24 protein-coding genes are annotated in these 24,267 nt (G+C 69.3%); 19 read left to right on the top strand and 5 right to left on the bottom strand.

What is annotated here, in order from left to right; all coding sequences use genetic code 11:
• Positions 1 to 678 (top strand): thymidine kinase, encoded by a 678-nt coding sequence (locus JLI01S_RS11405; RefSeq protein WP_068264595.1) that lies wholly within the window; start codon positions 1 to 3, stop codon positions 676 to 678.
• Between the two features lie 6 nt (positions 679 to 684).
• On the opposite strand, the gene sepH is transcribed toward JLI01S_RS11405, so the two are convergent.
• Positions 685 to 1,977: a septation protein SepH gene (gene sepH / locus JLI01S_RS11400; protein WP_068264592.1), complete on the bottom strand. Its 1,293-nt coding sequence runs from the start codon at positions 1,975 to 1,977 to the stop codon at positions 685 to 687.
• A gap of 94 nt (positions 1,978 to 2,071) precedes the next feature.
• Between sepH and JLI01S_RS11395 the strand changes: the two genes are divergently transcribed.
• The 7 genes from JLI01S_RS11395 (at position 2,072) to JLI01S_RS11365 (ending at position 6,754) form a co-directional block, all read left to right on the top strand.
• The gene (locus JLI01S_RS11395; RefSeq protein WP_068264633.1) at positions 2,072 to 3,181 is read left to right on the top strand and encodes a ferrochelatase; all 1,110 of its coding nucleotides are present in this window, start codon (positions 2,072 to 2,074) and stop codon (positions 3,179 to 3,181) included.
• 1 nt (position 3,182) lies between these two features.
• Positions 3,183 to 4,043, top strand: a complete 861-nt coding sequence (locus JLI01S_RS11390) for an inositol monophosphatase family protein (RefSeq protein WP_068264590.1) — start codon at positions 3,183 to 3,185, stop codon at positions 4,041 to 4,043.
• A 132-nt stretch (positions 4,044 to 4,175) separates the two neighbouring features.
• Entirely contained in the window at positions 4,176 to 4,475 is a 300-nt protein-coding gene (locus JLI01S_RS11385; protein WP_055994881.1) for a DUF4193 domain-containing protein, read from the top strand.
• A gap of 3 nt (positions 4,476 to 4,478) precedes the next feature.
• Entirely contained in the window at positions 4,479 to 4,961 is a 483-nt protein-coding gene (gene dut / locus JLI01S_RS11380) for a dUTP diphosphatase (RefSeq protein WP_068264588.1), read from the top strand.
• Positions 4,958 to 5,689: a DUF3710 domain-containing protein gene (locus JLI01S_RS11375; protein WP_084349379.1), complete on the top strand. Its 732-nt coding sequence runs from the start codon at positions 4,958 to 4,960 to the stop codon at positions 5,687 to 5,689. The genes dut and JLI01S_RS11375 overlap by 4 nt, the downstream gene beginning before the upstream one ends.
• Entirely contained in the window at positions 5,689 to 6,054 is a 366-nt protein-coding gene (locus JLI01S_RS11370; protein ID WP_068264584.1) for an OB-fold nucleic acid binding domain-containing protein, read from the top strand. Before JLI01S_RS11375 ends, JLI01S_RS11370 begins: the two co-directional genes overlap by 1 nt.
• Positions 6,047 to 6,754 (top strand): DUF3159 domain-containing protein, encoded by a 708-nt coding sequence (locus JLI01S_RS11365; RefSeq protein ID WP_068264580.1) that lies wholly within the window; start codon positions 6,047 to 6,049, stop codon positions 6,752 to 6,754. Before JLI01S_RS11370 ends, JLI01S_RS11365 begins: the two co-directional genes overlap by 8 nt.
• A 47-nt stretch (positions 6,755 to 6,801) precedes the next feature.
• Here the strand turns inward: JLI01S_RS11365 and JLI01S_RS11360 are convergent, their stop codons facing one another.
• Together JLI01S_RS11360 and JLI01S_RS11355 are read right to left on the bottom strand one after the other, a co-directional pair.
• Entirely contained in the window at positions 6,802 to 7,494 is a 693-nt protein-coding gene (locus tag JLI01S_RS11360; RefSeq protein ID WP_068264577.1) for a potassium channel family protein, read from the bottom strand.
• 3 nt (positions 7,495 to 7,497) lie between these two features.
• Positions 7,498 to 8,163, bottom strand: a complete 666-nt coding sequence (locus JLI01S_RS11355; protein WP_068264575.1) for a potassium channel family protein — start codon at positions 8,161 to 8,163, stop codon at positions 7,498 to 7,500.
• 87 nt (positions 8,164 to 8,250) lie between these two features.
• On the opposite strand from JLI01S_RS11355, the gene JLI01S_RS11350 reads away from it, so the two are divergent.
• From JLI01S_RS11350 to JLI01S_RS11300, 11 genes are all read left to right on the top strand, one after another.
• On the top strand, positions 8,251 to 10,212 hold the full coding sequence (locus JLI01S_RS11350; protein WP_068264574.1) for an APC family permease: 1,962 nt from the start codon (positions 8,251 to 8,253) through the stop codon (positions 10,210 to 10,212).
• The gene (locus tag JLI01S_RS11345) at positions 10,209 to 11,546 is read left to right on the top strand and encodes a class I SAM-dependent RNA methyltransferase (RefSeq protein ID WP_068264571.1); all 1,338 of its coding nucleotides are present in this window, start codon (positions 10,209 to 10,211) and stop codon (positions 11,544 to 11,546) included. The genes JLI01S_RS11350 and JLI01S_RS11345 overlap by 4 nt, the downstream gene beginning before the upstream one ends.
• A 112-nt stretch (positions 11,547 to 11,658) precedes the next feature.
• Positions 11,659 to 14,460: an aconitate hydratase gene (locus JLI01S_RS11340; RefSeq protein WP_068264570.1), complete on the top strand. Its 2,802-nt coding sequence runs from the start codon at positions 11,659 to 11,661 to the stop codon at positions 14,458 to 14,460.
• Between the two features lie 126 nt (positions 14,461 to 14,586).
• Complete coding sequence (locus JLI01S_RS11335; protein WP_245634597.1) at positions 14,587 to 15,030, top strand: hypothetical protein; 444 nt, start codon at positions 14,587 to 14,589, stop codon at positions 15,028 to 15,030.
• A gap of 91 nt (positions 15,031 to 15,121) precedes the next feature.
• Entirely contained in the window at positions 15,122 to 16,984 is a 1,863-nt protein-coding gene (gene dxs, locus JLI01S_RS11330) for a 1-deoxy-D-xylulose-5-phosphate synthase (RefSeq protein ID WP_068264568.1), read from the top strand.
• Positions 16,985 to 17,161: 177 nt separating this feature from the next.
• Complete coding sequence (locus tag JLI01S_RS11325) at positions 17,162 to 18,364, top strand: substrate-binding domain-containing protein (protein WP_068264566.1); 1,203 nt, start codon at positions 17,162 to 17,164, stop codon at positions 18,362 to 18,364.
• Positions 18,361 to 19,095: an ABC transporter ATP-binding protein gene (locus JLI01S_RS11320; RefSeq protein WP_068264564.1), complete on the top strand. Its 735-nt coding sequence runs from the start codon at positions 18,361 to 18,363 to the stop codon at positions 19,093 to 19,095. Before JLI01S_RS11325 ends, JLI01S_RS11320 begins: the two co-directional genes overlap by 4 nt.
• Complete coding sequence (locus JLI01S_RS11315) at positions 19,092 to 19,850, top strand: ABC transporter ATP-binding protein (protein ID WP_245634596.1); 759 nt, start codon at positions 19,092 to 19,094, stop codon at positions 19,848 to 19,850. The genes JLI01S_RS11320 and JLI01S_RS11315 overlap by 4 nt, the downstream gene beginning before the upstream one ends.
• Positions 19,847 to 20,731, top strand: coding sequence for a branched-chain amino acid ABC transporter permease (locus JLI01S_RS11310; protein WP_068264563.1), 885 nt, complete (start codon positions 19,847 to 19,849; stop codon positions 20,729 to 20,731). Before JLI01S_RS11315 ends, JLI01S_RS11310 begins: the two co-directional genes overlap by 4 nt.
• A complete protein-coding gene (locus JLI01S_RS11305) occupies positions 20,728 to 21,762 on the top strand; it encodes a branched-chain amino acid ABC transporter permease (RefSeq protein WP_068264562.1) in 1,035 nt (344 codons plus the stop codon). The genes JLI01S_RS11310 and JLI01S_RS11305 overlap by 4 nt, the downstream gene beginning before the upstream one ends.
• Positions 21,759 to 22,712 carry an alpha/beta fold hydrolase gene (locus JLI01S_RS11300; RefSeq protein WP_068264557.1) on the top strand — a complete coding sequence of 318 codons (954 nt, stop codon included), beginning with the start codon at positions 21,759 to 21,761 and terminating at the stop codon, positions 22,710 to 22,712. The genes JLI01S_RS11305 and JLI01S_RS11300 overlap by 4 nt, the downstream gene beginning before the upstream one ends.
• Before the next feature lie 13 nt (positions 22,713 to 22,725).
• Here JLI01S_RS11300 and JLI01S_RS17540 read toward each other — a convergent pair whose 3' ends face one another.
• Together JLI01S_RS17540 and JLI01S_RS17380 are read right to left on the bottom strand one after the other, a co-directional pair.
• Positions 22,726 to 23,712, bottom strand: a complete 987-nt coding sequence (locus JLI01S_RS17540) for a hypothetical protein (RefSeq protein ID WP_245634595.1) — start codon at positions 23,710 to 23,712, stop codon at positions 22,726 to 22,728.
• Between the two features lie 8 nt (positions 23,713 to 23,720).
• On the bottom strand, positions 23,721 to 24,267 hold a 547-nt coding region (locus JLI01S_RS17380; protein WP_218005502.1), incomplete at its 5' end, for a DUF6318 family protein.

Here is a 24,267-nt window from a genome sequence, read left to right as displayed (position 1 = left end):
ATGGCGGAGCTGAGCTTTTTCGCCGGGACGATGGACTGCGGCAAGTCCACCCTCGCCCTGCAGATGGACCACAACCATCGGGCCCGCGGCCAGGTGGGCATCATCTTCACCCGTCTCGACCGGTCCGGCGAGGCCGTGCTCTCCTCGCGCCTGGGCCTGGAGACTCCGGCTGTCGAGGTCGGGCAGGATCTCGACCTCTGGGAGACGGTCGTCGCCCAGCTGACGGCGGGCGGCCGGGTGGACTACCTGATCTGCGACGAGTCGCAGTTCTACTCGCCCGAGCAGATCGAGCAGCTGGCCCGCATCGTCGACGAGCTGGACATCGAGGTCTTCGCCTTCGGCATCACGAGCGACTTCCGCACCGAGCTCTTCCCCGGCAGCCGCAGGCTCATCGAGCTCGCCGACCGCACCCAGGTCCTGCAGGTCTCCGCACTGTGCTGGTGCGGACGCCGCGCCACGCACAACGCGCGCGTGGTCGACGGCATCATGGTCGTCGAGGGCGAGCAGGTCGTCGTCGGCGACACCGCCGACGCGACCCATGAGGCCGAGGTCGAGTACGAGGTGCTCTGTCGCCGCCACCACATGCGCCGGATGAACTCCCGAGCCGCCCAGGCTGCTGCGCTGTCGGCCGATGTCCTGCCCTTCGACCTCGACGCCTGCCCGGTGCCGCCCGGCTGACCCAGGTCAGTCCCGGGTCGTCCCGAACATCACATCATCCCAGCTGGGGACCTTGGCGCGACCCTTGCGGCCACCCCGGCCCTTACCGGTGGAGTCCTTGTCGGACTGCTCCGGCTCAGACTGCTCGGGCTCGGACCCGGTCGACTCGTCCTGTCCGGGCCCAGTCGTCTCGTCCTCCAGGAGCTCGTCCGACTCCGCGGTGTCCTCCGCCGTGTCCACGGGCTGGGCGTCGGGCTCGTGCTCGGCCTTCATCTCGGCAGCCGGTGCGGCGGCCGAGACCTCGACATGGTCAGTGGTCACGGCGGACGGGTCCTCAGCAGGGGAGTCCTGAGCGGATGCCGTGGGTGAGGGCGCCTCTGCAGCGGGAGTGACGGGTGCAGCAGCCGCCTTGGGGGCCTGTGCGCCGGCGCGCGCCGGCTCATCCTTGGGCTTGTCGTCCTGGACCGTCGTGCCCCGGGCCTTGTCGTCCTGCGGGTGCGTCCCGCTGGCGGGGGGCGGCAGCTCGTCGATCGGCAGCGCGTCCTCGGTCACGGTGGGCGTCGGCTCAGCGGCGCGGCTCTTGCGACGGCCGCCGCGACGACGGCTCTTGGCACCGGAGTGCTCACGCATGGAGTTGATGAGGTCGTCGGTGTTGGCCCGGCTGGCCCGCTCGACCTTGGTCTCCTCGACCTCCACGTCGAAGACTGCGGTGGGGCGGTGCACGGCCGTCGGGACGGGCCCGGCGGGGGTGTCGGCCTCGGAGAGCCACTTGGCCTCGTCGTTCTTGGCGACGACGCTCATGCCCGCGACGTCGAACCACCAGGTCGCGGTCCGCTCTCGACCGCCAGCAGCGAAGGCCGCAGACACGGTCCACTGGCCCTCGGTGTTGCGGGAGGCGTCCCAGAGGACCGACGAGGGCTCGACGCCACGGCCGGCGAATCGGGTCGCGGCGCGCTGAGCGAGGGTCTCAGGTGAACCCGCCTGGTTGGTGCCGCGCAGGCGCACGCCCTGGGCGCGGGTCGCGATGTGCTCGCGCTCGGCGAGGACCGGGCCCTCGAAGCGAGCGATCTTGTCCAGATCCCACCCGGTGCGGGCAGCGACCTCGTCGGCGCTGGCGCCGGCTCGGATCATCGCCTGCACCTCGCGCGGCCGCACATCGTTGTCGATGGCGATCTGCAGCTGGCCCAGCCGCGGGCGGTCGCGCCGCGCTGCGGCGCGCAGTGGCTCGTCGATCCGCAGGCGGTACTCCTCGCCAGCGTCGTCGGTGACGACGAGGTGCTCGCCGTCGTCGTGCACCCCGATGAGTCGCAGGTCGCGCATCAAAGATCCCTCTCGTCCATCGTCCTCGTGGGCGACTCTGCCACCTGCTCGGTCCGATCCGGGGACGTACACGCCGCGGCGATACCGTGTGTTCATGTCCGATGACGCTGCTGAGCACCCCCTTCGACCGTATGACGCCGTGCTGGTCCAGTCCTTCGGCGGTCCCGAAGGTCCCGACGAGGTGCTGCCCTTCCTGCGGCGGGTCACCGCCGGTCGCGGCGTCCCGGACGAGCGACTCGTCGAGGTCGGTGCCCACTACGACCTCGTGGGCGGGGTCAGCCCCCTGCCCGCCCTCAACCGACGCCTCGTCGCGGACCTCGTGGCCGAGCTGACGGCTCGCGAGTGCGTGCTCCCGGTGGCGCTGGGCAACCGCAACTCCGCCCCCTTCGTCCCAGAGGCCCTCGACGAGCTCACCGCGGACGGCGCCCGACGGGTCCTCGTCGTGCCGACGAGCGCCTGGCGCAGCTATTCCTCCTGCCGCCAGTACCGGGAGGGGTTGGCCGAGGCGGCCGAAGGGAGGGCTGGGCTCGTCCTGGACAAGGTGCGGCCCTTCGGCGAGCACCCCGGGTTCGCCGCCACACTGGCTCGGGACACGCTTGCCGCGGCCCGAGCAGCCGTGGAGGCGGTCGGTCCCGACGCGGTCGCGCTGCTCTACGTCACCCACTCCATCCCCGACGCGATGGACGAGACCTCCGGACCGGGTGACGGCGAGGGGCGTGCCTACTCCGCGGACCAGGCCGAGCTGGCGGCGGCGATCACGGCAGAGGTCGACACCGTGCTGGGCGCCGACCTGCCGGCCGGGCTGGCCTTCTGCTCCCGGTCGGGCTCTCCTCGGACCCCGTGGCTGGAGCCCGATGTCAACGATCGGATGCGCGAGCTGGTGCAGGAGGGCATCGAGCACGTGGTCGTGGTGCCGATCGGCTTCGTCTCCGACCACATGGAGGTCGTCTACGACCTGGACATCGAGGCCGCCACCACGGCAGCCGAGATCGGCCTGGCCATGACGCGCGTCCCGACGCCTGGCGGCGACCGCGCCTTCGTCGCGGGGCTCGTCGACCTCATCCTCGAGCGCGCCGCGCAGGAGCGCGGCGAGCAGCCGGTGCGCGCGACCTGGCGCGACCTCGACTCTCACCCGGCGGTCTGCCCGGCGGGATGCTGCCCCAACCTGCGCGAGGCGCACCCTGCGCTCTGCGGATCGGACTGACATGCACACGGTGCCCCCGGGGACCGACCCCGCCGAGCTGGCCCGGATCGCCCTGACGGTCGCGATCGAAGCCGGCGAGCTGATCATGGACGAGCGGCCGGACGGCCTCGGCGTCGCCGAGACCAAGAGCTCGGCGACTGATGTCGTGACGGTCATGGACCAGCGCAGCCAGGACCACCTGCTCGCACGGCTGGGTGGGCTGCGCCCGCAGGACGGGTTCGCCGGCGAGGAACGCGGCGGTCGGGCAGGGGAGTCGGGCATCACCTGGGTCGTCGACCCGATCGACGGCACCGTCAACTACCTCTACGAGATCCCGGCCTACGCGGTGTCCGTCGCGGCGGTCGTGGGTGACCCGACCACCGACGGTACCTGGCAGCCCGTGGCCGGTGCGGTCGTCAACCCGGTGACGGGGGAGCGGTACACCGCCTGGCTCGAGGGTGGATCCTGGCGCGCGGTCGGCGACGAGGAGCCACGACGGCTCCGGGTCGCCGAGACCTCGCTCGGCCAGGCCCTCTGCGGTACCGGCTTCGGCTACGACGCCGACCGGAGGGCGTGGCAGGCGGCCGTGCTGACCCACGTGCTGCCACAGGTGCGCGACATCCGTCGGCTCGGGAGCGCGGCGCTCGACCTGTGCCGGGTGGCCGAGGGCAGCCTCGACGTGTACTACGAGCGAGGTCTCAACCCGTGGGACATCGCCGCCGGGTGGCTCGTGGCCACCGAGGCCGGCGCGCTGGTCTCCGACCTGTATGGGCACGCTCCGCGAGCCGAGATGACCCTCGCCGCGGCACCGGGTCTCCACGCCGCCCTGGGGGCCGTCCTGGAGGGTGCCGTGGAGCAGGTCGGACCCGAGAACGTTCGCTGATCAGGAACGGGGTGGCACAACGTCGCCGGATGGGGCACAATCCGGCGCGCCGGGCACAAAACCAGCACCTGCTGCGTTGACGACGGCAACAGAGCTTTTCAAGCCCCTCTAGCCCCCAAGGAAACAGGAGAGATGGCGACCGATTACGACGCTCCTCGCAAGACTGACGACGATCTGTCCGAGGACTCCATCGAGGAGCTCAAGTCCCGTCGCGGCGACGCGACCTCCTCCAACGTCGACGTCGATGAGACTGAGATGGCCGAAGGCTTCGAGCTGCCCGGCGCTGACCTCTCCGGTGAGGAGATGTCGGTGCGGGTCGTTCCACGCCAGGCAGACGAATTCACCTGCACGAGCTGCTTCCTTGTCCACCACCGCAGCCAGTTGGCCAGCGACGGCAAGAACGGCCCGGTCTGCACCGAGTGCGCTGCGTGACCCGTGGCTGACGGACCACGTCAGATCACGCTCCCGGTGCAGCTCCTGCACCGGGACGCGGTGCTGCCCGCATATGCCAAGCACGGCGATGCGGGCGCAGACCTCACGTCGGTCGCCGAGCTGACCCTCGCGCCGGGTGAGCGGGCCCTCGTGCCCACGGGCGTGGCGCTCGCGCTGCCTCATGGCTGGGTCGGACTCGTCCACCCGCGCTCGGGCCTCGCGGCCCGTCACGGCATCTCGATCGTCAACGCGCCCGGGACGATCGACTCGGGGTACCGGGGTGAGATCCTCGTCAACCTCGTCAACCTCGACCCGGCCGAGTCCTTCACGGTGCAGGTGGGGGACCGGATCGCCCAGCTCGTGCTCCAGGAGGTGAGCGAAGGGGAGTTCCTCCCTGTCGATTCGCTTCCACCCAGCCAGCGGGGTGAGACTGGATACGGATCCAGCGGGGGCTTCGGCCCACAGTCGACGACAGGACGTGAATGATGTTCGGGCGCAAGAAGAAGAACGCAGCTGACGAGGCGACCGAGCCCGACACGACGACCACGGCCGAGAGCGCTGACGCGCCGTCGACGACCGAGGACACCACCCGGACCCGTGGCCCGCGCGACCTCTCCGAGGTCTCCGACACCGACTCCCTGGTCAACCTCGGATCGATCCTCCTCCGGCCCTCACCGGGCACCGAGCTGCGCCTCGAGGTCGACCAGAAGACCAACGCCGTCACGGCGGTCCAGATCGCCGATGAGGACGCAGCCGTGCAGCTGCAGGCCTTCGCGGCTCCTCGCTCCGCAGGCATCTGGGGCGACATCCGCGACGAGATCGCCGAGATGATCACCGGCAACGGCGGCACCGTCGAGCAGGCCAAGGGACCCTTCGGCACCGAGCTGCGGACCCGACTGGCCCAGCCGGGCCCGCAGGGCCGCACGGTCTTCGCGCCGGCGATCTTTGCCGGTGCCGAGGGCCCGCGATGGTTCGTGAGGGCGGTCTACTCCGGATCGGCCGCCGTCGACGACGATGTGCGAGCACGTTTCGACGAGATCCTGAGCACGGTGGTGGTCGCGCGTGGCGAGGACCCCCGCGCGCCGCGCGAGATGCTGCCACTCCAGATGCCCGAGGCGCCGCAGGAGCAGACCGCGGCCGACGAGGACGTCGACGAGCAGACCGATGACCTCAAGCCCTTCGAGCGTGGACCCGAGATCACCGAGGTCCGCTGATGTCCACCCTGCTGCGCCGGCTCGTCGACCTCGGTCGCTCCGACGACGACCTCGCAGCGGGTGAGCTGCGTGAGGCAGCGACGGCCCACGGGTGCGCGCCGATCACCGATGAGACCGACCGCCAGTCGGTGACGATCGCGGGGACCATCACCGCGGTCACCCTGCGACCGCGGGCCACCGTCCCCGCACTCGTCGCCGAGATCTTCGACGGATCGACCGCTGTGCAGCTGGTCTGGCTGGGACGACGCAGCATCCATGGGATCGAGCCGGGCGCCTACATCAAGGCGACCGGCATGCTGTGCCGCCCCCGGGGGTCGGCCACGATCTTCAACCCCGCGTACGAGCTGCTCCCGCACCATGGGTGAGCCCGAAGCCATCGCCGCGCCGGTTCACCCGACGGTCGAGGCCCTCATCCGGCACCGCTTGGGCGAGGCGCTGGGGGGCCTGCGGGGGTCGCTCGAGGCGGCCATGCCGATGCTCGTCTTCGTCATCGTCTGGTCGATCACCACGGACCGCAACCTCTCGCTGGGAGCCGCTGCGGCACTGACCGTCGTGCTCGCACTGGTGCGTCTCGTACAACGCCAGACCCTGCAGTTCGTCCTGGGGTCGATCATCGCGACGGGGCTGGCAGCCTTCTTCGCGCTGCGCTCCGGTGATGCCGAGGATGCCTTCCTCCCCGGCATCCTCACGTCCTGCGCGTACTTGGTCGGGTCGCTCCTGTCGGTCCTGCTGCGCTGGCCGCTCGTCGGGATCATGGTCGGCTTCGCCGACCAGGCTGCCGTCGCCGCCGGAGATGCCTTCCGCTGGCGCCGCAACGCCGCTGCCGTCAAGGTGTGCAGTCGTCTCACCCTCGTGCTGGTGGCCGTCTACGCGATCCGTGTCGCCATCATGGGTCCGCTGTACCTGACGGACAATGTGGCCGGGCTGACCATCTCCAAGGTCGTCCTCGGATGGCCGCTCTGGGCCGGGGCGGTGGCCGTCATGGGGGCGATGCTCCTCAAGGGCAACACCCCGATCGACCCGGACGACGAGCTCGTCCAGCCGGTCGACGTCTCGTCGCACTGACGCCCGCGTCTCGGACTGACCCCCACGTCTCGCACTGACCGTCGCGGTCAGATCGGCGGGACAGGGCGGCGGCGAGCCTTGGCGCCCGGCCGCATCATCGCCTCGAGCTCCGGCTCCGCCTCTGCCGTGGTGAGCAGCAGGAGCTCGTCGTGCGCCTCGAGGGAGTCGTCGGCGGTGGGCCCGATGGGTCGACCGTCGCGGATGATGCCGACGAGCAGGGTGTCGACGGGGAAGGTGATGTCGCCGACCCGCCGGCCCACATTGGGGTTGTCCGCGGGCAGGGTGATCTCGGTCATCGACGCATTGCCCTGCTGGAAGTCGAAGATGCGCACGAGGTCACCGACGCTCACCGCTTCCTCGACGAGCGCGGTCATCAGGCGCGGTGTCGAGACGGCGACATCCACACCCCAGGACTCGTCGAACATCCACTCGTTCTTGGGGTTGTTGACGCGGGCCACCGTGCGGGGGACGCCGAACTCGGTCTTCGCCAGCAGTGACACGACGAGGTTGGCCTTGTCGTCACCGGTGGCGCAGACGACGACATCGCACGAGTGGATCTCGGCCTCCTGGAGCGTGGAGAGCTCGCAGGCATCACCCGAGAGCCAGTTGGCCTCGGCGAGCTTGGCGACCCGCACCTCGTTGGCGTCCTTGTCGATGAGCAGGACGGAGTGCTCGCTCTGCAGGAGCTCCTGGGCGATGGACCGGCCGACCGACCCGGCTCCGACGATGGCGACGCGCATGGCTCAGTCCTCCTGCGGTGGTGGGCCGTCGAGGATGCGCTCGACGTCGTGGACGTGCTCCCGTCGGATGACCAGGTGCACCAGGTCATCCTCCTGGTAGACCGTGTCGGGACCGGGCAAGATGCCCTCACCGAGTCGGGTGATGTAGGCGACGCGAGCTCCCGTTGCCTCCTCGATGGAGGTCAGGCGACGCCCGACCCACGCGGACGAGATCTGGATCTCCGCGACGACGAGACGGCCCGACGCATCGGTCATCTCCGTCGCCTGCCCCTGGGGGAGCATCCGGCGCAGCACCTGGTCAGCGGTCCAGCGGACCGTCGCGACGGTGGGGATGCCCAGACGCTGGTAGACCTGCGCGCGGTCGGGGTCGTAGATGCGGGCCACGACGTGCTCGACACCGAAGGTCTCGCGCGCGACCCGCGCCGCGAGGATGTTGGAGTTGTCGCCGCTGGAGACGGCGGCGAAGGCATATGCCTCGCGGATGCCGGCCTGCTCGAGGGTGTCGCGGTCGAAGCCGACGCCGGCGATGCGGCGGCCGTTGAACTCGCTGCCGAGTCGGCGGAAGGCCGCAGGGTCCTGATCGACCACCGCGACGTCGTGGCCGATGCGTTCGAGCGAACGAGCGAGCGAGGCGCCGACGCGGCCACATCCCATGATGACGAAGTGCACGAGTTGACGGTACCCCTCCTGAAGCAGGCCTACACTCACGTGGTGTCTTCAGGACGTTTCCTCAAGCGCGTCCTCGTTGGTCGCGCCATGCGCAGTGATGATCTCGGCGAGACCCTCCTTCCCAAGCGGCTCGCCCTTCCCGTCTTTGCCAGCGATGCGCTCAGCTCCGTGGCCTACGCGCCGGACGAGATCCTCCTGACCCTGGGTCTGGCGGGTGGGGCCCTGGCGATGACGCACTCGTGGCCGGTCGCCCTGGCAGTCGTCGCGGTGATGGTGGTCGTCGTCGCCAGCTATCGGCAGAACGTGCACGCCTACCCCTCAGGCGGCGGCGACTACGAGATCGCCAGCACCAACCTCGGTCCCAGGGCGGGCTTGACGGTCGCGAGCGCGCTGCTCGTCGACTACGTCCTGACCGTCGCCGTGTCGATCTCCTCGGGTGTGCAAAATGCGGCGGCCGCCTTTTCCTGGCTGCGCGGCCACGAGGTCCTGGCCGCCATCGTGCTCATCACCGCGCTCACGGCGATGAACCTGCGCGGGGTGCGCGAGTCCGGCAAGGCCTTCGCCATCCCCACCTATCTCTTCATGTTCTCCGTGCTGGCCATGGCGCTCGTGGGCATCGTCCGACGCACGACCGGGACCCTCCCTTCGGCCGAGAGCGCGAGTTTCACGTTGGCTCCCGAGCCGGGGATGGAGCAGCTGGGCACCCTGGCGATGGCCTTCCTCCTGCTGCGCGCCTTCAGCTCGGGTGCGGCGGCGCTCACCGGTGTCGAGGCGATCAGCAATGGTGTGCCCGCCTTCCGCAAGCCCAAGAGCAAGAATGCCGCGACGACGCTGCTGCTCATGGGCACCGTCTCGGTGACGATGCTGATGTCGATGATCGCGCTGGCCACGTGGACGGGTGTCAAGATCGCCGACAACCCTGCACAGCAGCTCCTGCGAGACGGGGTGCCTGTCGGGGACGGCTACGTGCAGCACACGGTCATGGCCCAGGTCGCGACGGCCGTCTTCGACGGCTTCCCCGCCGGTGTCGTCATCGTGTCGGTCGTCACCGGGCTGATCCTCGTGCTCGCCGCCAACACCGCCTTCAACGGTTTCCCCGTGCTCGGGTCGATCCTGGCGCGCGACGGGTACCTGCCGCGTCAGCTGCACACCCGTGGTGACCGGCTCGCCTTCTCCAACGGCATCATCCTGCTCGCCGGTGCGGCGGGGCTGCTCGTCATCATCTTCGATGCCAGCGTCACCCGGCTGATCCAGCTCTACATCGTCGGTGTCTTCGTCTCCTTCACGCTGAGCCAGATCGGCATGGTGCGGCACTGGAACCGCCACCTGGCCCTCGAGGGGGACCGGTCCGAGCAGCGAGCGATGATGCGCCGCCGCGCCATCAACGCCGTCGGGGCCGTCATGTCCGGCACGGTCCTCGTCGTCGTCGTCCTCACCAAGTTCACCCACGGAGCGGGCTTCGCGATGGCGGCCATGGCCGTCCTCTTCCTGCTCATGGGATCGATCAGCCGCCACTACCGGCACGTCAGCGAGGAGCTCGCGGTGCCAGAGGGGGACACCAAGCACCAGCTCCTCCCTTCGCGCGTGCACGCGATCGTCCTCGTCAGCACCATCCACCGTCCCGCACTGCGAGCGCTGGCCTATGCCTCGGCGACCCGGCCCTCACGGCTCGAGGCCGTCACGGTCGACGTCGACCCGGAGGAGACCAAGGCGCTGCAGGACGAGTGGGACCGCCGCGGCATCCCGGTGGCGTTGAAGGCCCTCGACTCGCCCTATCGGGAGATCACCCGACCGGTGGTCGACTACGTCAAGTCGATCCGCTCGGGCAACCCGCGCGACCTGGTCGTGGTCTACATCCCGCAGTACGTGCTCGGTCACTGGTGGGAACAGGCCCTGCACAACCAGTCGGCGCTGCGCCTGCGCAGTCGACTGCTCTTCACGCCGGGTGTCATGGTGTCCTCGGTGCCCTGGCAGCTCGCGAGCTCGGCCGGTGCCGAGGAACGCATGGACGGCCCCGTGGCGGGCGACGTACGACGAGGTGGAGCATGAGCGGACCAGCAGCAGATGACCTGACCATTGGCGACGAGATCGACGTCGAGGTGGGACCGGTCGCGCACGGTGGCCACTGCGTGGCCCGCTACGAGGGGCGAGTCCTCTTCGTCCGGCACACGCTGCCGGGGGAGCGGGTGCGGGCCAGGATCACCGAAGGGGGTCCCGGCGACCGTTTCCTGCGCGCGGACGCGATCGCCGTCACCGATGCCTCGGAGCACCGCGTGGCCTCGCGCTGCCCGGTCGCCGGCCCCGGTGGGTGCGGCGGCTGCGACTTCCAGCACGTGGCCACGGGTCACCAGCGAGACCTCAAGGCGCGCGTCGTCGCCGAGCAGCTGCAGCGACTGGCCGGGCTGGAGCGTGACGTCGTCGTGGAGCCTCTCGAGGACGCCGACGGGCTGCGGTACCGCACCCGGGTGGAGTTCGCCGTCGCCGACGGTCGGATCGGGCTGCGCCGCCACCGCAGCCACGACATCGTCCCGCTGACCGGTTGTCCCATCGCCGTCCCCGACATCGACGAGGCACTCACCGAGACGCTGGCCGAGACCGCAGGGGTCAAGGGGGCGCTCGCGGGCATCTCGGCCCTCGACGTCGTCGTCCCGTCGGGCGAGGACGACACGGTCGTCGTCGAGGTCCCGGCGGACGCGCCGACCCCGCCCATCACCGTCACCGAGCGCGTCGCGACTCCCGCGGGGGAGCGGACCATGGGTGTGGACGCCCGAGGCTTCTGGCAGGTCCACAAGGACGCACCCCGGGCCTTTGTCGAAGCAGTCCTCACCGCTGCCGATGTGCAGGGCGGCGAGCGCGTGCTCGACCTGTACTGCGGCGTCGGCCTCTTTTCCGTCCCGCTCGCCGAAGCGGCCGGGCCGGACGGGCAGCTCGTCGCCATCGAGTCCGATCGCCGGGCGGTGGACCACCTGCGGGACAACCTCGCGGCGACGCCGCAGGCGCTCGTCGTCCCCGGTCGGGTCGACGACCTCTTCGGCATCCCGCGCAAGGGCCCCAAGGGGTCCAAGGGGGGTCGCAACGGCCGGGGCCGCACCCGTGGTCGCTCGGCACGCTCGGACCTGCTGCCGCCCAGCGCCGACGTCGTCGTCATCGACCCGCCCCGCACCGGGGCCGGCCGCGAGGTCGTGGCGGCGCTGACCTCCCTTCGTCCTCGTCGTCTCGTGTACGTCGCCTGCGACCCGGCAGCGCTGGCCCGGGACACCGCCTACCTGGCCGGTCTCGGGTTCGCGATGACCGGCCTGCGTGCCTTCGACGCCTTCCCCATGACCCACCACGTCGAGTGCGTGGCGACCTTCGAGCCGAAGGGGGAGCCCCTCACCCCGTGACGACGGCGCGGTTTTGGGGAAGAGTGGGAGTCAGCGGGCCGGCGGACCGATGTCCACGGTCCTGTGATAGTTTTATCTTGACGTCAAGATAACTACGACAGAGGAGTCGACTGTGGCCAGTGCGAACACCTTCAACGCCAAGGACCAGCTCACCGTCGGTGACGAGTCCTACGAGATCTACCGCCTCGACGCGGTCGAGGGCTCTGCGGACCTGCCCTACAGCCTCAAGGTGCTGCTGGAGAACCAGCTGCGGACCGAGGACGGCAGCAATGTCACCGCGGATCACATCAACGCGCTCGGGTCCTGGGACAAGGACGCCCAGCCGAGCATCGAGGTCCAGTTCACGCCCGCCCGCGTGATCATGCAGGACTTCACCGGTGTGCCCTGCGTCGTCGACCTGGCCACCATGCGCGAGGCCGTCGCCGAGCTCGGTGGCGACCCGACCAAGATCAACCCGCTCGCGCCCGCCGAGCTGGTCATCGACCACTCCGTGCAGATCGATGTCTTCGGCTCGGCCGACGCCTTCGAGCGCAATGTCGACTTCGAGTACGAGCGCAACAACGAGCGCTACCAGTTCCTGCGCTGGGGCCAGACCGCCTTCGACGACTTCAAGGTCGTCCCCCCGGGCACCGGCATCGTCCACCAGGTCAACATCGAGCACCTGGCCCGCGTCACGATGACGCGTGACGGCGTCGCCTACCCCGACACCTGCGTCGGCACCGACTCGCACACGACGATGGAAAACGGCCTGGGCGTCCTGGGCTGGGGCGTCGGCGGCATCGAGGCCGAGGCCGCGATGCTCGGCCAGCCCGTGTCGATGCTCATCCCGCGCGTCGTCGGCTTCAAGCTCTCCGGCAACATCCCGGCCGGCGCCACCGCGACCGATGTCGTGCTGACGATCACCGAGATGCTGCGCGACCACGGTGTCGTCGGCAAGTTCGTCGAGTTCTACGGCGAGGGTGTCGCGGCCGTGCCGCTGGCCAACCGCGCCACCATCGGCAACATGAGCCCCGAGTTCGGCTCCACCGCCGCGATGTTCCCCATCGACGACGTCACCCTCGAGTACCTGCGCCTCACCGGCCGCTCCGAGCAGCAGGTCGCGCTCGTCGAGGCATACGCCAAGACGCAGGGCATGTGGCTCGACCCGGCCGTCGAGCCGCGCTTCTCCGAGTATCTCGAGCTCGACCTGTCGACGGTCGTCCCGTCGATCGCCGGCCCGAAGCGTCCGCAGGACCGCATCTCGGTCACCGAGGCCAAGCAGCAGTTCCGCGGCGACCTGAAGAACTACGTCGTCGACGGCAACGGCATCGTGAAGTCCTCGGTCGACGAGGAGCTCAAGGACACCTTCCCCGCGTCCGACTCGCCGAGCCACGACGCCAACGAGGCCTCGGAGGCCGCAGGGCGCCCGGAGCACTCCGCCCAGCGGACCAACGGTGAGCGTGCGACCAACCCGACCAAGGCCGTCATCGACGGGACCGAGGTCGAGATCGACCACGGCCACGTGGTCATCGCCTCGATCACCAGCTGCACCAACACCTCCAACCCGTCGGTGATGATGGCGGCCGCGATGCTCGCCAAGAACGCCGTCGAGCGCGGGCTGCAGGTCAAGCCCTGGGTCAAGACGTCGATGGCTCCCGGGTCCAAGGTCGTCACCTCGTACTACGAGAAGGCCGGCATGTGGCCCTACCTCGAGAAGCTGGGCTACCACCTCGTCGGCTACGGCTGCACGACCTGCATCGGCAACTCGGGCCCGATCATCGAGGAGGTCTCCGAGGCCGTCAACGCCAGCGACCTCGCGGTGACCTCGGTCCTGTCGGGCAACCGCAACTTCGAGGGGCGCATCAACCCCGACGTGAAGATGAACTACCTCGCGTCGCCGCCGCTCGTCATCGCCTACGCCCTGGCCGGCACGATGGACTTCGACTTCGCGTCCGAGCCGCTCGGCCAGGACACAGAGGGCAAGGACGTCTTCCTCACCGACATCTGGCCGGCACCGGCTGATGTCCAGGACGTCATCGACCACGCCGTCAACCAGGAGATGTTCGTCGACAAGTACGCCGACGTCTTCGCCGGCGACGAGCGCTGGACCTCGCTGGAGACCCCGGAGGGCAACACCTTCGAGTGGGCGGAGGACTCCACCTACGTGCGCAAGCCCCCATACTTCGAGGGCATGAAGATGGAGCTCGACCAGGTCGAGGACATCTCCGGTGCGCGCGTCCTCGCGCTGCTCGGCGACTCGGTCACCACCGACCACATCAGCCCGGCCGGTGCGATCAAGGCCGACAGCCCGGCGGGTGTCTACCTCGCCGAGCACGGGATCGACCGCAAGGACTTCAACTCCTACGGCTCGCGCCGTGGCAACCACGAGGTCATGATCCGTGGCACCTTCGCCAACATCCGGCTGAAGAACCTGCTGCTCGACGGCGTCGAGGGTGGCTTCACCCGCGACTTCCTCAATGGTGGCGAGCAGACCACGATCTTCGAGGCCTCGGAGAAGTACATCGAGGCGGGCGTCCCGCTCGTCGTCCTCGCGGGCAAGGAGTACGGCTCCGGCTCCTCGCGTGACTGGGCAGCCAAGGGCACGGTCCTGCTCGGTGTCAAGGCCGTCATCGCGGAGTCCTACGAGCGCATCCACCGCTCCAACCTCATCGGCATGGGCGTCATCCCGCTCCAGTACCCCGAGGGGCAGAACGCCGAGTCGCTCGGCCTGGACGGGACGGAGACCTTCGACTTCACCGGCATCACGGAGCTCAACAACGGCTCCACGCCCAAGACGGTCAAGGTCACCGCGACCAAGGAGGGTGGCGAGCCCGTCACCTTCGACGCGGTCGTGCGCATCGACACCCCCGGCGAGGCGGACTACTACCGCAACGGCGGCATCCTGCAGTACGTGCTGCGTTCGCTGGTCAGCTGACACCTGACACCCCACGGAGGGGAGGTCCTCGCCGCGGCGAGGACCTCCCCTCCGTGACGCTTGCTGCGCAAGCTCCTCAGGACGGCGCCCTTCGTCATGTCGCCGGATCGTCGTACACTCGAACACATGTTCGATCATGCTGCGGGTCCGCCGGTGCGGCCGGCGCTGCCCGGGTCGCCGGGTGCGCGGACCGCAGCGGCTGGGGCGAAGGGGGGTCCCCCCGGCTGGCCGGACCTGGTCCCACCGCCCGGCGTGCGCGGCTGGCAGCCGGCGGCGGTCTCGTGGCTGCTCGACCTGTGCCCGCCCGACTACCGCGGTCACGCCGTGCTGCGCCGTCACCCGGCAGCGCTGGCCTGGTTGACCGAGCGCCATGTCGCGGCGCAGGTCGAGGCGATGCGGCAGGCCTACCGCACGGTGCGGGTCGACCTGTCGGAGTCCCTGCCGGACGGGACCCTCGACGCGCTGCTCGTGTGCCTCGAGCACGAGGGGCTGCGGCTGCGGGCCGCTCAGCGCGGCATCGTGCTCATCCGTGAGGCGCTGGACGGGAGCATCTTCGTCGAGCGGTTGTGACCGGTCAGAGACGGCGGGCGGGGTCACAGTTACTTCCCAGTCCGTCGGACGTAGACTCGTGCGGTCCCCGACCCCCGGAAGGAACGCCAGCGTGGCAGTCCTCGAGACGATCACCTCTCCCGCCGATCTCAGGCGCCTCCCCGCGGAGCAGCTCGAGACCCTGGCGCAGGAGATCCGAGCCTTCCTCGTCGCGGAGGTCTCGCGCAGCGGGGGGCACCTCGGACCCAACCTCGGGGTCGTCGAGCTGACCATCGCGATCCACCGGGTCTTCGACTCGCCGAGCGACACCGTCGTCTTCGACACCGGCCACCAGTCCTATGTGCACAAGCTGCTCACCGGACGTCAGGACTTCAGCGGCCTGCGCACCCGTGGGGGACTGTCCGGCTACCCGAGCCGCGCCGAGTCCCCGCACGACGTGAGCGAGAACAGCCACGCCTCGACCTCCCTGTCGTGGGCGGAGGGCATCGCGACCGGCTACCGACTGCGCGGCGAGGAGCGCCATGCCGTCGCCGTGATCGGTGACGGGGCCCTGACCGGCGGGATGGCCTGGGAGGCGCTCAACAACATCGCCGCCGACAAGGACCTGCCGATGGTCATCGTCGTCAACGACAACGAGCGCTCCTACGCCCCGACGATCGGCGGTCTGGCCGACCACCTCGCGATGCTGCGCACCAACCGCCAGTACGAGCAGGTCCTCGACTGGGGCAAGGACAAGCTCAACCGCACGCCCTTCGTCGGGCGGGCGGCCTACCAGGCCTTCCACTCGATGAAGAAGGGCGCCAAGGACTTCTGGGCGCCGCAGGGGCTGTTCGAGGACTTGGGCATCAAGTACCTCGGCCCGGTCGACGGCCACGACGAGGCCAGCGTCGAGCAGTCGCTGCGTCGGGCCAAGGCCTTCGGTGGTCCCGTGCTCGTGCACGTCATCACGCAGAAGGGGCGCGGCTACGAGCACGCCTGCAATGACGTGGCCGACCAGTTCCACGCCGTCGGCAAGATCAACCCGGAGACCGGTCTGCCCCTGGAGATCTCCGGGCGCTCGTGGACCGACGAGTTCGGTGACGAGATGCTTCAGCTGGGGGCGCAGCGGCCCGACATCGTCGCGATCACGGCGGCGATGATGATGCCGGTCGGCCTGAAGCCCTTCGCCGACGCGCACCCCGACCGGATCTTCGACGTCGGCATCGCCGAGCAGCACGCGACCACGATGGCCGCCGGTCTGGCCTTCACCGGCCTGCACCCCGTCGTCGCGATCTATGCGACCTTCCTGAACCGCGCCTTCGACCAGCTGCTCATGGATTGCGCGATGCACAAGGCGGGGGTGACCTTCGTCCTCGACCGCTCCGGCGTCACCGGGCCCGATGGCGCCAGCCACCACGGCATGTGGGACATGTCCCTGGTCTCCCTGGTCCCCGGACTGCGGCTGGCCGCACCTCGCGACGGGCAGCAGATCCGTCGCGCGCTGCGTGAGGCGGTCGACGTGGACGACGCGCCGACCGTCATCCGCTTCCCCAAGGGGAGCGTCGGTGACCCGATCGAGGCCACGTCCACCATCGGCGGTCTCGACGTCCTCGCCGGGGATCCGGGTGTCGACCCCGAGGTCCTCGTCGTCGCCATCGGCTCCATGGCCGGGACCGGGACGACCGTCGCCGAAAAGCTGGCAGCCGAGGGGCACTCGACCCTGGTCGTCGACCCCCGGTGGGTGCTCCCCGTGCCCACCGCGCTCGTCGACCTCGCCCGCCGAGCCGGGCGGGTCGCCGTCATCGAGGACAACAATGTTGCCGGCGGTGTGGGCGCCGAGGTCGCTCGTGCCCTCGACGAGGCCGGTCTGTCCGTGCCCGTGCACCGCTTCGGTCTGCCCAAGGAGTTCATCGACCACGCCTCTCGGGCACAGGTGCTCGAGACGGTGGGTCTGACGCCGGACCCGATCGTGGAGCGGTTGCGCACCCACCTCTGAGGTGCACCTCTCCTCCCTTCGTCCGGTGTCGTCGCAGGACATGAGGACGAGACGAATGTGTTTCGTCGAGCCACACCCGCGGGGGCCCCGCACGGATTGACTCTGCCCATCGGTTGAGCGTCAACGGTTCTCGTTGCAGCAAAGGCGCGAGCGCTCACCGCAGGTGGAGGAACTCTCATGTCCAACTCGTGGAAGCTCGCCCTGGCGAGCATCGCTGTCACTGCAACCGTCGCCGCGTGCGGCACACCGGGAGGGGCCGGCGACTCCGGCGACGCGGGCGCCGACGGTGATGGCCCCATCAAGGTCGGTCTCGTCTACAGCAAGTCTGGCCAGCTGGCCTCGTACGGTGCCCAGTACCGCGCCGGCTTCGACATCGGTCTCGACTACGCGACCGACGGCACCGGAGAGGTCGACGGCCGCACGATCGAGATCACGGAGAAGGACGACGCCGGCGACCCGGCCAAGGCCGTCTCCGCCGCGACCGGCCTCATCGGTCAGGACACCAAGATCATCGCCGGCTCCACCGCCTCGGGTGTGGCCCTGCAGGTCGCCCCGCTCGCGCAGGACAACAAGATCCTCTTCATCTCCGGTCCGGCCGCTGTCGACGGCATCACCGGTGCCAACGACTACACCTTCCGCTCGGGCCGCCAGACCTACCAGGACGTCTCGACCGCGGGCACGATGGTCGGCGACGTCAAGGGCAAGAAGATCACCGTCCTGGCGCAGGACAGCGCCTTCGGCAAGGCCAACATCGCCGGTGTCGAAAAGACGCTCGGCGACCAGGGCGCCACGGTCACCGCGGTCGAGGCTCCGGCCGGCGCCAAGGATTTCACCCCCTTCGCCACCAAGATCAAGACGGCCAAGCCCGACCTGCTCTACGTCGCGTGGGCGGGGGACAACGCCACCTCGATGTGGAGCACGCTGTCGCAGCAGGGCGTCTTCGATGAGACCACGGTCGTCACCGGCCTGGACATCAAGGCGACCCACAACCTCTTTGGTGAGGCCAGCACCAAGATCGACTTCCTGTCGCACTTCTTCGCCGGCGCCGCGGACAACGACGCCTACACGGCGCTCGAGGACGGGCTGAAGGAGGAGGGCCAGGAGGTCGACCTCTTCAGCAATGACGGCTTCGTCGCCGCGCAGATGGTCGTCCAGGCCGTCAAGGAGGGTGGCAACGACCCGGACAAGATGGTCGATGCGCTCGAGGGGTGGACCTTCGAGGGCCCCAAGGGCGACATGGAGATCCGCCCCGAGGACCACGCCATGCTCCAGCCGATGTTCACCGTCTCGCTGGAGAAGGATGGCAAGAACTACGTGCCGGTCCTGGGCAAGACCATCGACGCCGCCGACGTGGCCCCGCCCGTCGCCGAGTCCAAGTGATCGCCGCCACCGGGATCGGGTGGCGCATCGGTGGTGCACGGATCCTCGAGGACATCTCGCTCGAGGTCGGGGCCGGTGAGCTGCTCGGCATCATCGGTCCCAACGGGGCGGGCAAGTCCTCCCTCGTCAACATCCTCTCGGGGGTGACCCGGCCGACCACCGGCCGGGTCACCCTGGGGGAGGCGGACGTGACGAGGATGAGCTCGACCCGCCGTGCCCACCGCGGACTGGCCCGGTCCTTCCAGACCTCAGCCCTCTTCGACGGGCTCACGGCGAGGGAAAACGTCCGGCTGGCCATCCAGGCCACCGGCTCGGCCCCCTTCTCGCCCTTCCGCCCCGCGAGCTCCACCGGGAGCCAGAGCATCGACCCGCTCCTGGAGCGGGTGCGGATGCCGGGCAAGGGGGAGACCCTCGCGCGCGACCTGTCGCACGGCGACCGGCGCAAGCTGGAGCTGGCGATGTCGCTCGCATCCGACCCCACGGTCCTCCTGCTGGACGAGCCGATGGCCGGCGTCTCGGCCGAGGACGTCGACGGGCTCACCGAGATCATCGGTGAGGTCCGGGACGAAGGGGTGTCCGTCGCCATGGTCGAGCACCACATGCACGTGGTCCTCGGCCTGGCCGACCGGGTCGCCGTCCTCCACCACGGTCAGCTGCTGGCGATCGGCAGCCCGACCGAGGTCACCTCTGACGAACGCGTGCAACAGGCCTATCTGGGAGAAGCGCTGTGAACGACGAGACCACCGCACAGCCGGTGGAGACCACGCGCAGCCCCGCGCCCGTGCTCCAGGTCGAGGACCTGCACGTGCGCTACGGCGGCTCGCACATCCTCCAAGGGGTCTCCTTCGAGGTACCCGCCACCGGCGTCACCGCACTGCTGGGGCGCAACGGCGTCGGCAAGACGACGACGCTCAAGGCGCTCCTCGGCCTGGCCCCTCGCACCGGACGCATCGCGCTCGACGGCCAAGAGATCCAGACCCGGACCACGACCCGCATCGTGCGGGACGGGATCGGATATGTCCCCGAGGACCGCGAGGTCTTCGGTGGGCTGACCGTCGAGGAAAACCTGCGCCTGGTGGACCCGGCGACAGGCACCGACGCGCCCATCGTCCAGGAGCTCTTCCCGGACCTCGTGACACGGCGGGCGCAGCGGGCCGGGACGCTCTCGGGCGGTCAGCAGCAGATGGTCTCGCTCGCGCGGGTCCTGCTGCGGGACAACCGACTGCTCCTCATCGACGAGCCGACCAAGGGCCTGGCGCCCAAGCTCGTCACGGAGGTGGCCGATGTCCTCGGGGAGGTCGCCGAGGCGACCCCGATCCTGCTCGTCGAGCAGAACCTGCCGCTCGTGCGCCGCATCGCCGACACCGTCATCGTCCTGGATGCCGGCAAGGTCGTTCACGCCGGCTCTGCCGCCGACCTGATCGCGGACCCGGAGCTGACTCGTGAGCTCCTCGGCGTCGCGATGCGACGGGACGGTGCGGCATGAGCGAGCTCATCCTCCTCCTCGTCACCGGCTTGGGACTCGGTGCGCTCTACTTCCTGGCCGCCAGCGGCCTGAGCCTCATCTACGGCCTGATGGGCGTGCTGAACTTCGCCCACAGCGCCTTCATGATGCTCGGTGCCTACGCCGGCTGGGAGACGATGCAGCGACTGCCGCAGGGCATGTCCGTCGGCGTCCGGCTCGTCCTCGCGGTCGTCGTCGCCCTGGCTGTCGGCGCACTCATCGGCGCGATCGTCGAGGTCTGCCTGATCCGGCCGCTGTACAAGCACCACATCCAGCAGGTGCTCGTCACCGTCGGTCTCTCGCTCGCGGCCGTCGCAGTCGCCCAGGCGGTGTGGACCGCGGACCCCAAGCCCGTCGAGAAGCCGACCTGGATGGCGTCGACGACGGACGTCGCCGGCGCCCACCTGCCCAACGACCGGTTGCTCTTCGTCATCGTCGCGCTGCTCGTCTTCGGTGGGCTGATGGCCCTGCTGCGGTACACGCGGCTGGGCCTGATCATCCGGGCCGGTGTGGAGAACCGCACCATGGTCGAGGCGCTCGGCATCAATGTGCAGGGCACCTTCACCGTCGTCTTCGCGATGGGAGGCGCTGCCGCCGCGCTCGCCGGTGTCCTCTACTCCCAGTACGCCGGGTCGGTCTCGCCGGCGCAGGGCGGGTCACTGCTCATCTACGCCTTCATCGTCGTGGTCATCGGCGGCATGGGCTCGCTCCCCGGCACGGCCGTGGCAGCCGTCGCCGTCGGCCTCGTGCAGCAGATGGCGAACTACTACGCCGCCAGCGGTGTGGGTGACCTGTCCGTCGTCCTCCTCCTGGCCGTCGTCCTGCTCATCCGGCCCACATCCATGAAGGGTGGTCACGCATGAGACCCGCATCCCTGCTCAAGGTCCTGCCGGGCCTGGTCATCGTGGTCATCCTCGCGATGCTCCCGTACGTGACGGTGACGCTCCCGGGCATCCTGCCCGGGCGGGTCAACAGTCCCGGCTCGTTGACGCTGCTGGCGACCTGCTTCATCTTCGCCGGCTTCGCTCTCAGCTATGACGTGATCTTCGGGCGCACCGGCCTGCTGAGCTTCGGGCACGCACTCTTCGTCGCGGCCGGCAGCTACCTGCTGACGATTTCGCTGTCCGCGTGGGACCTGCCACTGCCACTGGCGATCGTCGTGGCCCTGGCCATCACCCTCGTCCTGGCGATCGTCGTCGGCGGGATCGCGCTACGGGTCGGAGGCATCGCCTTCGCGATGGTGACCCTGGCCTTCGCCCAGGCGGCCTCGATCATCGTCCTGCGCAACCCGGGCGACCTGACGGGTGGCGAGGAGGGGCTGGTCCTGGACCGCTCCGCGATCCCGCAGATGCTCGTCGGCGTGCAGAACGCGCCGTACCGGTACTGGTTGGCACTGGGCTTCGTCGTCATCGCCTGGGTGCTCGTGGCGCTGCTGGTGCGCTCGCGGGCCGGTCACGCCATGGCTGCCGTCCGGGAGAACGAAGCCCGTGCTGCGGTGCTCGGATATGACGTCTACAAGGTCAAGTTGCTCGCCATCGTCGTTGGGGCGCTCATCGGCAGCCTCGGTGGCATCGTCCACGCCATCGTCCTAGGTGGCTCGAGCCCGCACCTGACGACGACGGAGTTCACCCTCGCGTTGCTCGTGATGGTCGTGCTCGGTGGCGCTGGTCGGCTGTGGGGTGCGGTCGTCGGCGGGTTCGTCTACCACTACCTGGACGCGCGGCTGGTGGATCTCAGCAGCTCGTCGGCGCTGGGTTCCATGCCGGACATCGTCCAGCGACTCCTTGGCCAACCGCTGCTCATCCTCGGCGTCCTTTTCATCGTGGTGGTCTACTTCGCACCGCAGGGTCTGACCGGGCTCGGTGCACGTCTGCTGGGCAGGGAGCGGGCATGACCGCGGAAGCCACCTTTGTCATCGAGCTGCCGGTGGGCAGCCTGGCCATCCACGACCTCACGGTGGGAGCGGCCGCCCCGGACGCTCCCGTCGTGCTGGCCGTCCACGGCATCACTGCCAACGGCCTGTCCTGGGCAGGTCTGGCCGAGGAGATGCACCGTCGGCACGGGCCGGGGGCTGTGCGCGTGCTGGCGCCCGACCTGCGTGGTCGGGCGGCCAGCCGCGAGGCACCGGCGCCGTACGGACTGGCTGCGCACGCCGTGGACCTGGCCACCGTCGCCGGCGTCTTCGGGACCCACCCGATCCTCGTGGGCCACTCGATGGGTGGCTTCGTCGTCGCCCTGACAGCGGCGGAGAGGCCGGACCTCTTCCCCTCGGTGGTGCTCGTCGACGGAGGGCTTGCCTTTCCTCCACCACCGGACCTGGATGTCGACGCCGCACTGCAAGCGGTCATCGGCCCGGCGATGGACCGGTTGTCGATGCGCTTCGACGACGAAGGGGACCACCTCGTCTTCTGGGCGAAGCACCCGGCTGTCGGTCCGCTGCTGCAGGGCCCGGTTGCCGGCATCGTGCAGCGCTATCTCGACCACGACCTCATCCCTTCCCCCGAGGGGGACGGGCGGTACATGAGCTCGTGCATCCTCGATGCCGTGCGGGCTGACGGGGCCGATGTCCTCGCCGACCCGGATGCCCATGCCGCGGCGGGCCGCGCGGTCGAGCAGGGGAGCAGCGTGGAGCTCGTGTGGGCCCGGCGCGGTCTGCAGGACGAGCCGCAGGGGCTGTACGACGATGGGCGGTTGGCCGCCCTTGGTCTGCCTACAGGCCTGATGACCCACGAGACGGACGCCAACCACTATGACGTCATCCTCACCGGTGAGGGCCTGAACGCGGTCGCCGATGCCGTGGACCGTGCCCTTGATCGTGAGGTGGGTCCGCGCCTCCGGTCGTGACTCGTGGTGTGAATCAGCCCTCGTCGGTGGTCAGGCGGGTTTTGGTGCCGACGATGGTGAGGGTGCCGGTGGGTTCGTCCTGGAGGTCGGCGGTGGTGGCGATGTCCTGCCAGTCGCCGCCGTTGACGCGGTATTGGCCGGTGAGGCGGGCGTCGACCTTGATGTCCACGGTGCCGGTGTCGGTGTAGGTGTGGGTGATGTCGCCGTCGGGGTAGGTGCCTCCCGAGCTGGTGGTCCAGTTGGAGTGGGTGCCGTCGCCGAAGTCGTAGCGGTAGTCCTGGGCATCGACCTTGAACTCAACCGTCCAAGACAGCAACTTGACGGGCTTGCTGGTCTCGCCCGGTTGTAGGCCGGTGTTGTTTGGCCAGTGGGCGGCGTAGAAGGTCTTGAGGTTTTTGAGGGTCTTCATGCCCACGGGTTGGACGGTGACGCTCGGCTTGCTGAAGGGGAGCTCTTTGAAGGCGGTCTGGATCTGGCCGAGAGTGGGGACCGGTGGGGCCTGGACAGCGACGGACACGGTGCCACCGCTGCCGGGCAGCTCGATGGAGGTGGGCGGGCCGCAGGTGAGGCCGTTGTAGGTCCACGAGCCATCGCCGATCTTGAGCCAGGTCAGGGTCGGCGGCCTGAACCCGGCGGGTCCTCCCGCGCTGGTCAGGCAGGCGGTGCGGCCCTGACGGCACTGGTCGAGGGTCATGTCGGTGCAGGCTTCGGTCCTGACCTCGACCTCGACGTCCTTGGGCGGGTTGCTCACCTTGGTCACGCCGGGAGCCTTCCCACCTCGCGGCGGGTCGCTGGGTGCCTTCTGGCCGGAAGGAGGCTGCTGATAGTCCTGAGTGCCGGAGGTGTCTTTGAACTTTTCGCCGTAAACCGAGGCTGAGTGATTGTCCGCATCTGCGGAAGGTCCGGTTGTTGGTGGAGGATCCGTAGGCTCTGCTTGCGCGAGGGGCGCCGACAGGGTGACCGCTGCGGTCAGGCTGAAAATCAAGGCACTGACAAACACTTGGCCGTTCATTTGACTCGGACCAAATCTCGGATCTGCCAGCTACCGTCGTGCCATTGCGTGTCGCTCACAATTGTCAGGGAGATGGGATCGATATTTGGGCCCTTGGCGCCGTCGGCTCCAACCTCGCGGTACGCGGAGTTCTCAACCTTCATCTCCACGCGATACCCACCGTCGTCACGTGCCCGAGCAGTCGAGCCCGAGACCGAGTAAGGATTTTTGCTCGCGTGCACTCGCCGCTTCTTGAAGTCGTCGACTACGTCAGCTAGTCCGTCACAAACGGCGCAGTCTTTGGCGTAGGACCGGAGAGTTGCTGAGTTGGCTGTCTTGAGTGCCTCACCCATCTGCAGTTGGTAGAACTCGTTGAACGCGATGGCTCCCTCCTTCGTCTGCTTGGTCGCAGCCTCAGGCAGGGGGGCCACACCGTCGCTGGTGGAACTGCTGGACGAAGAACTCGAGTTAGATGCGCTGGTGGTGGAGGAGTCGCCCGGTAGGGGTGAGACGGTCGTGGAAGAGGTCGGCTCGACGGGCTGGTCCTCGCCACACGCGGCCAGG

Source organism: Janibacter limosus NBRC 16128 (assembly GCF_001570985.1).
GTDB classification, from domain to species: domain Bacteria; phylum Actinomycetota; class Actinomycetes; order Actinomycetales; family Dermatophilaceae; genus Janibacter; species Janibacter limosus.
Note: the sequence above shows the minus strand (reverse complement) of the source record. Positions and strands in the feature narration are given on the sequence as shown.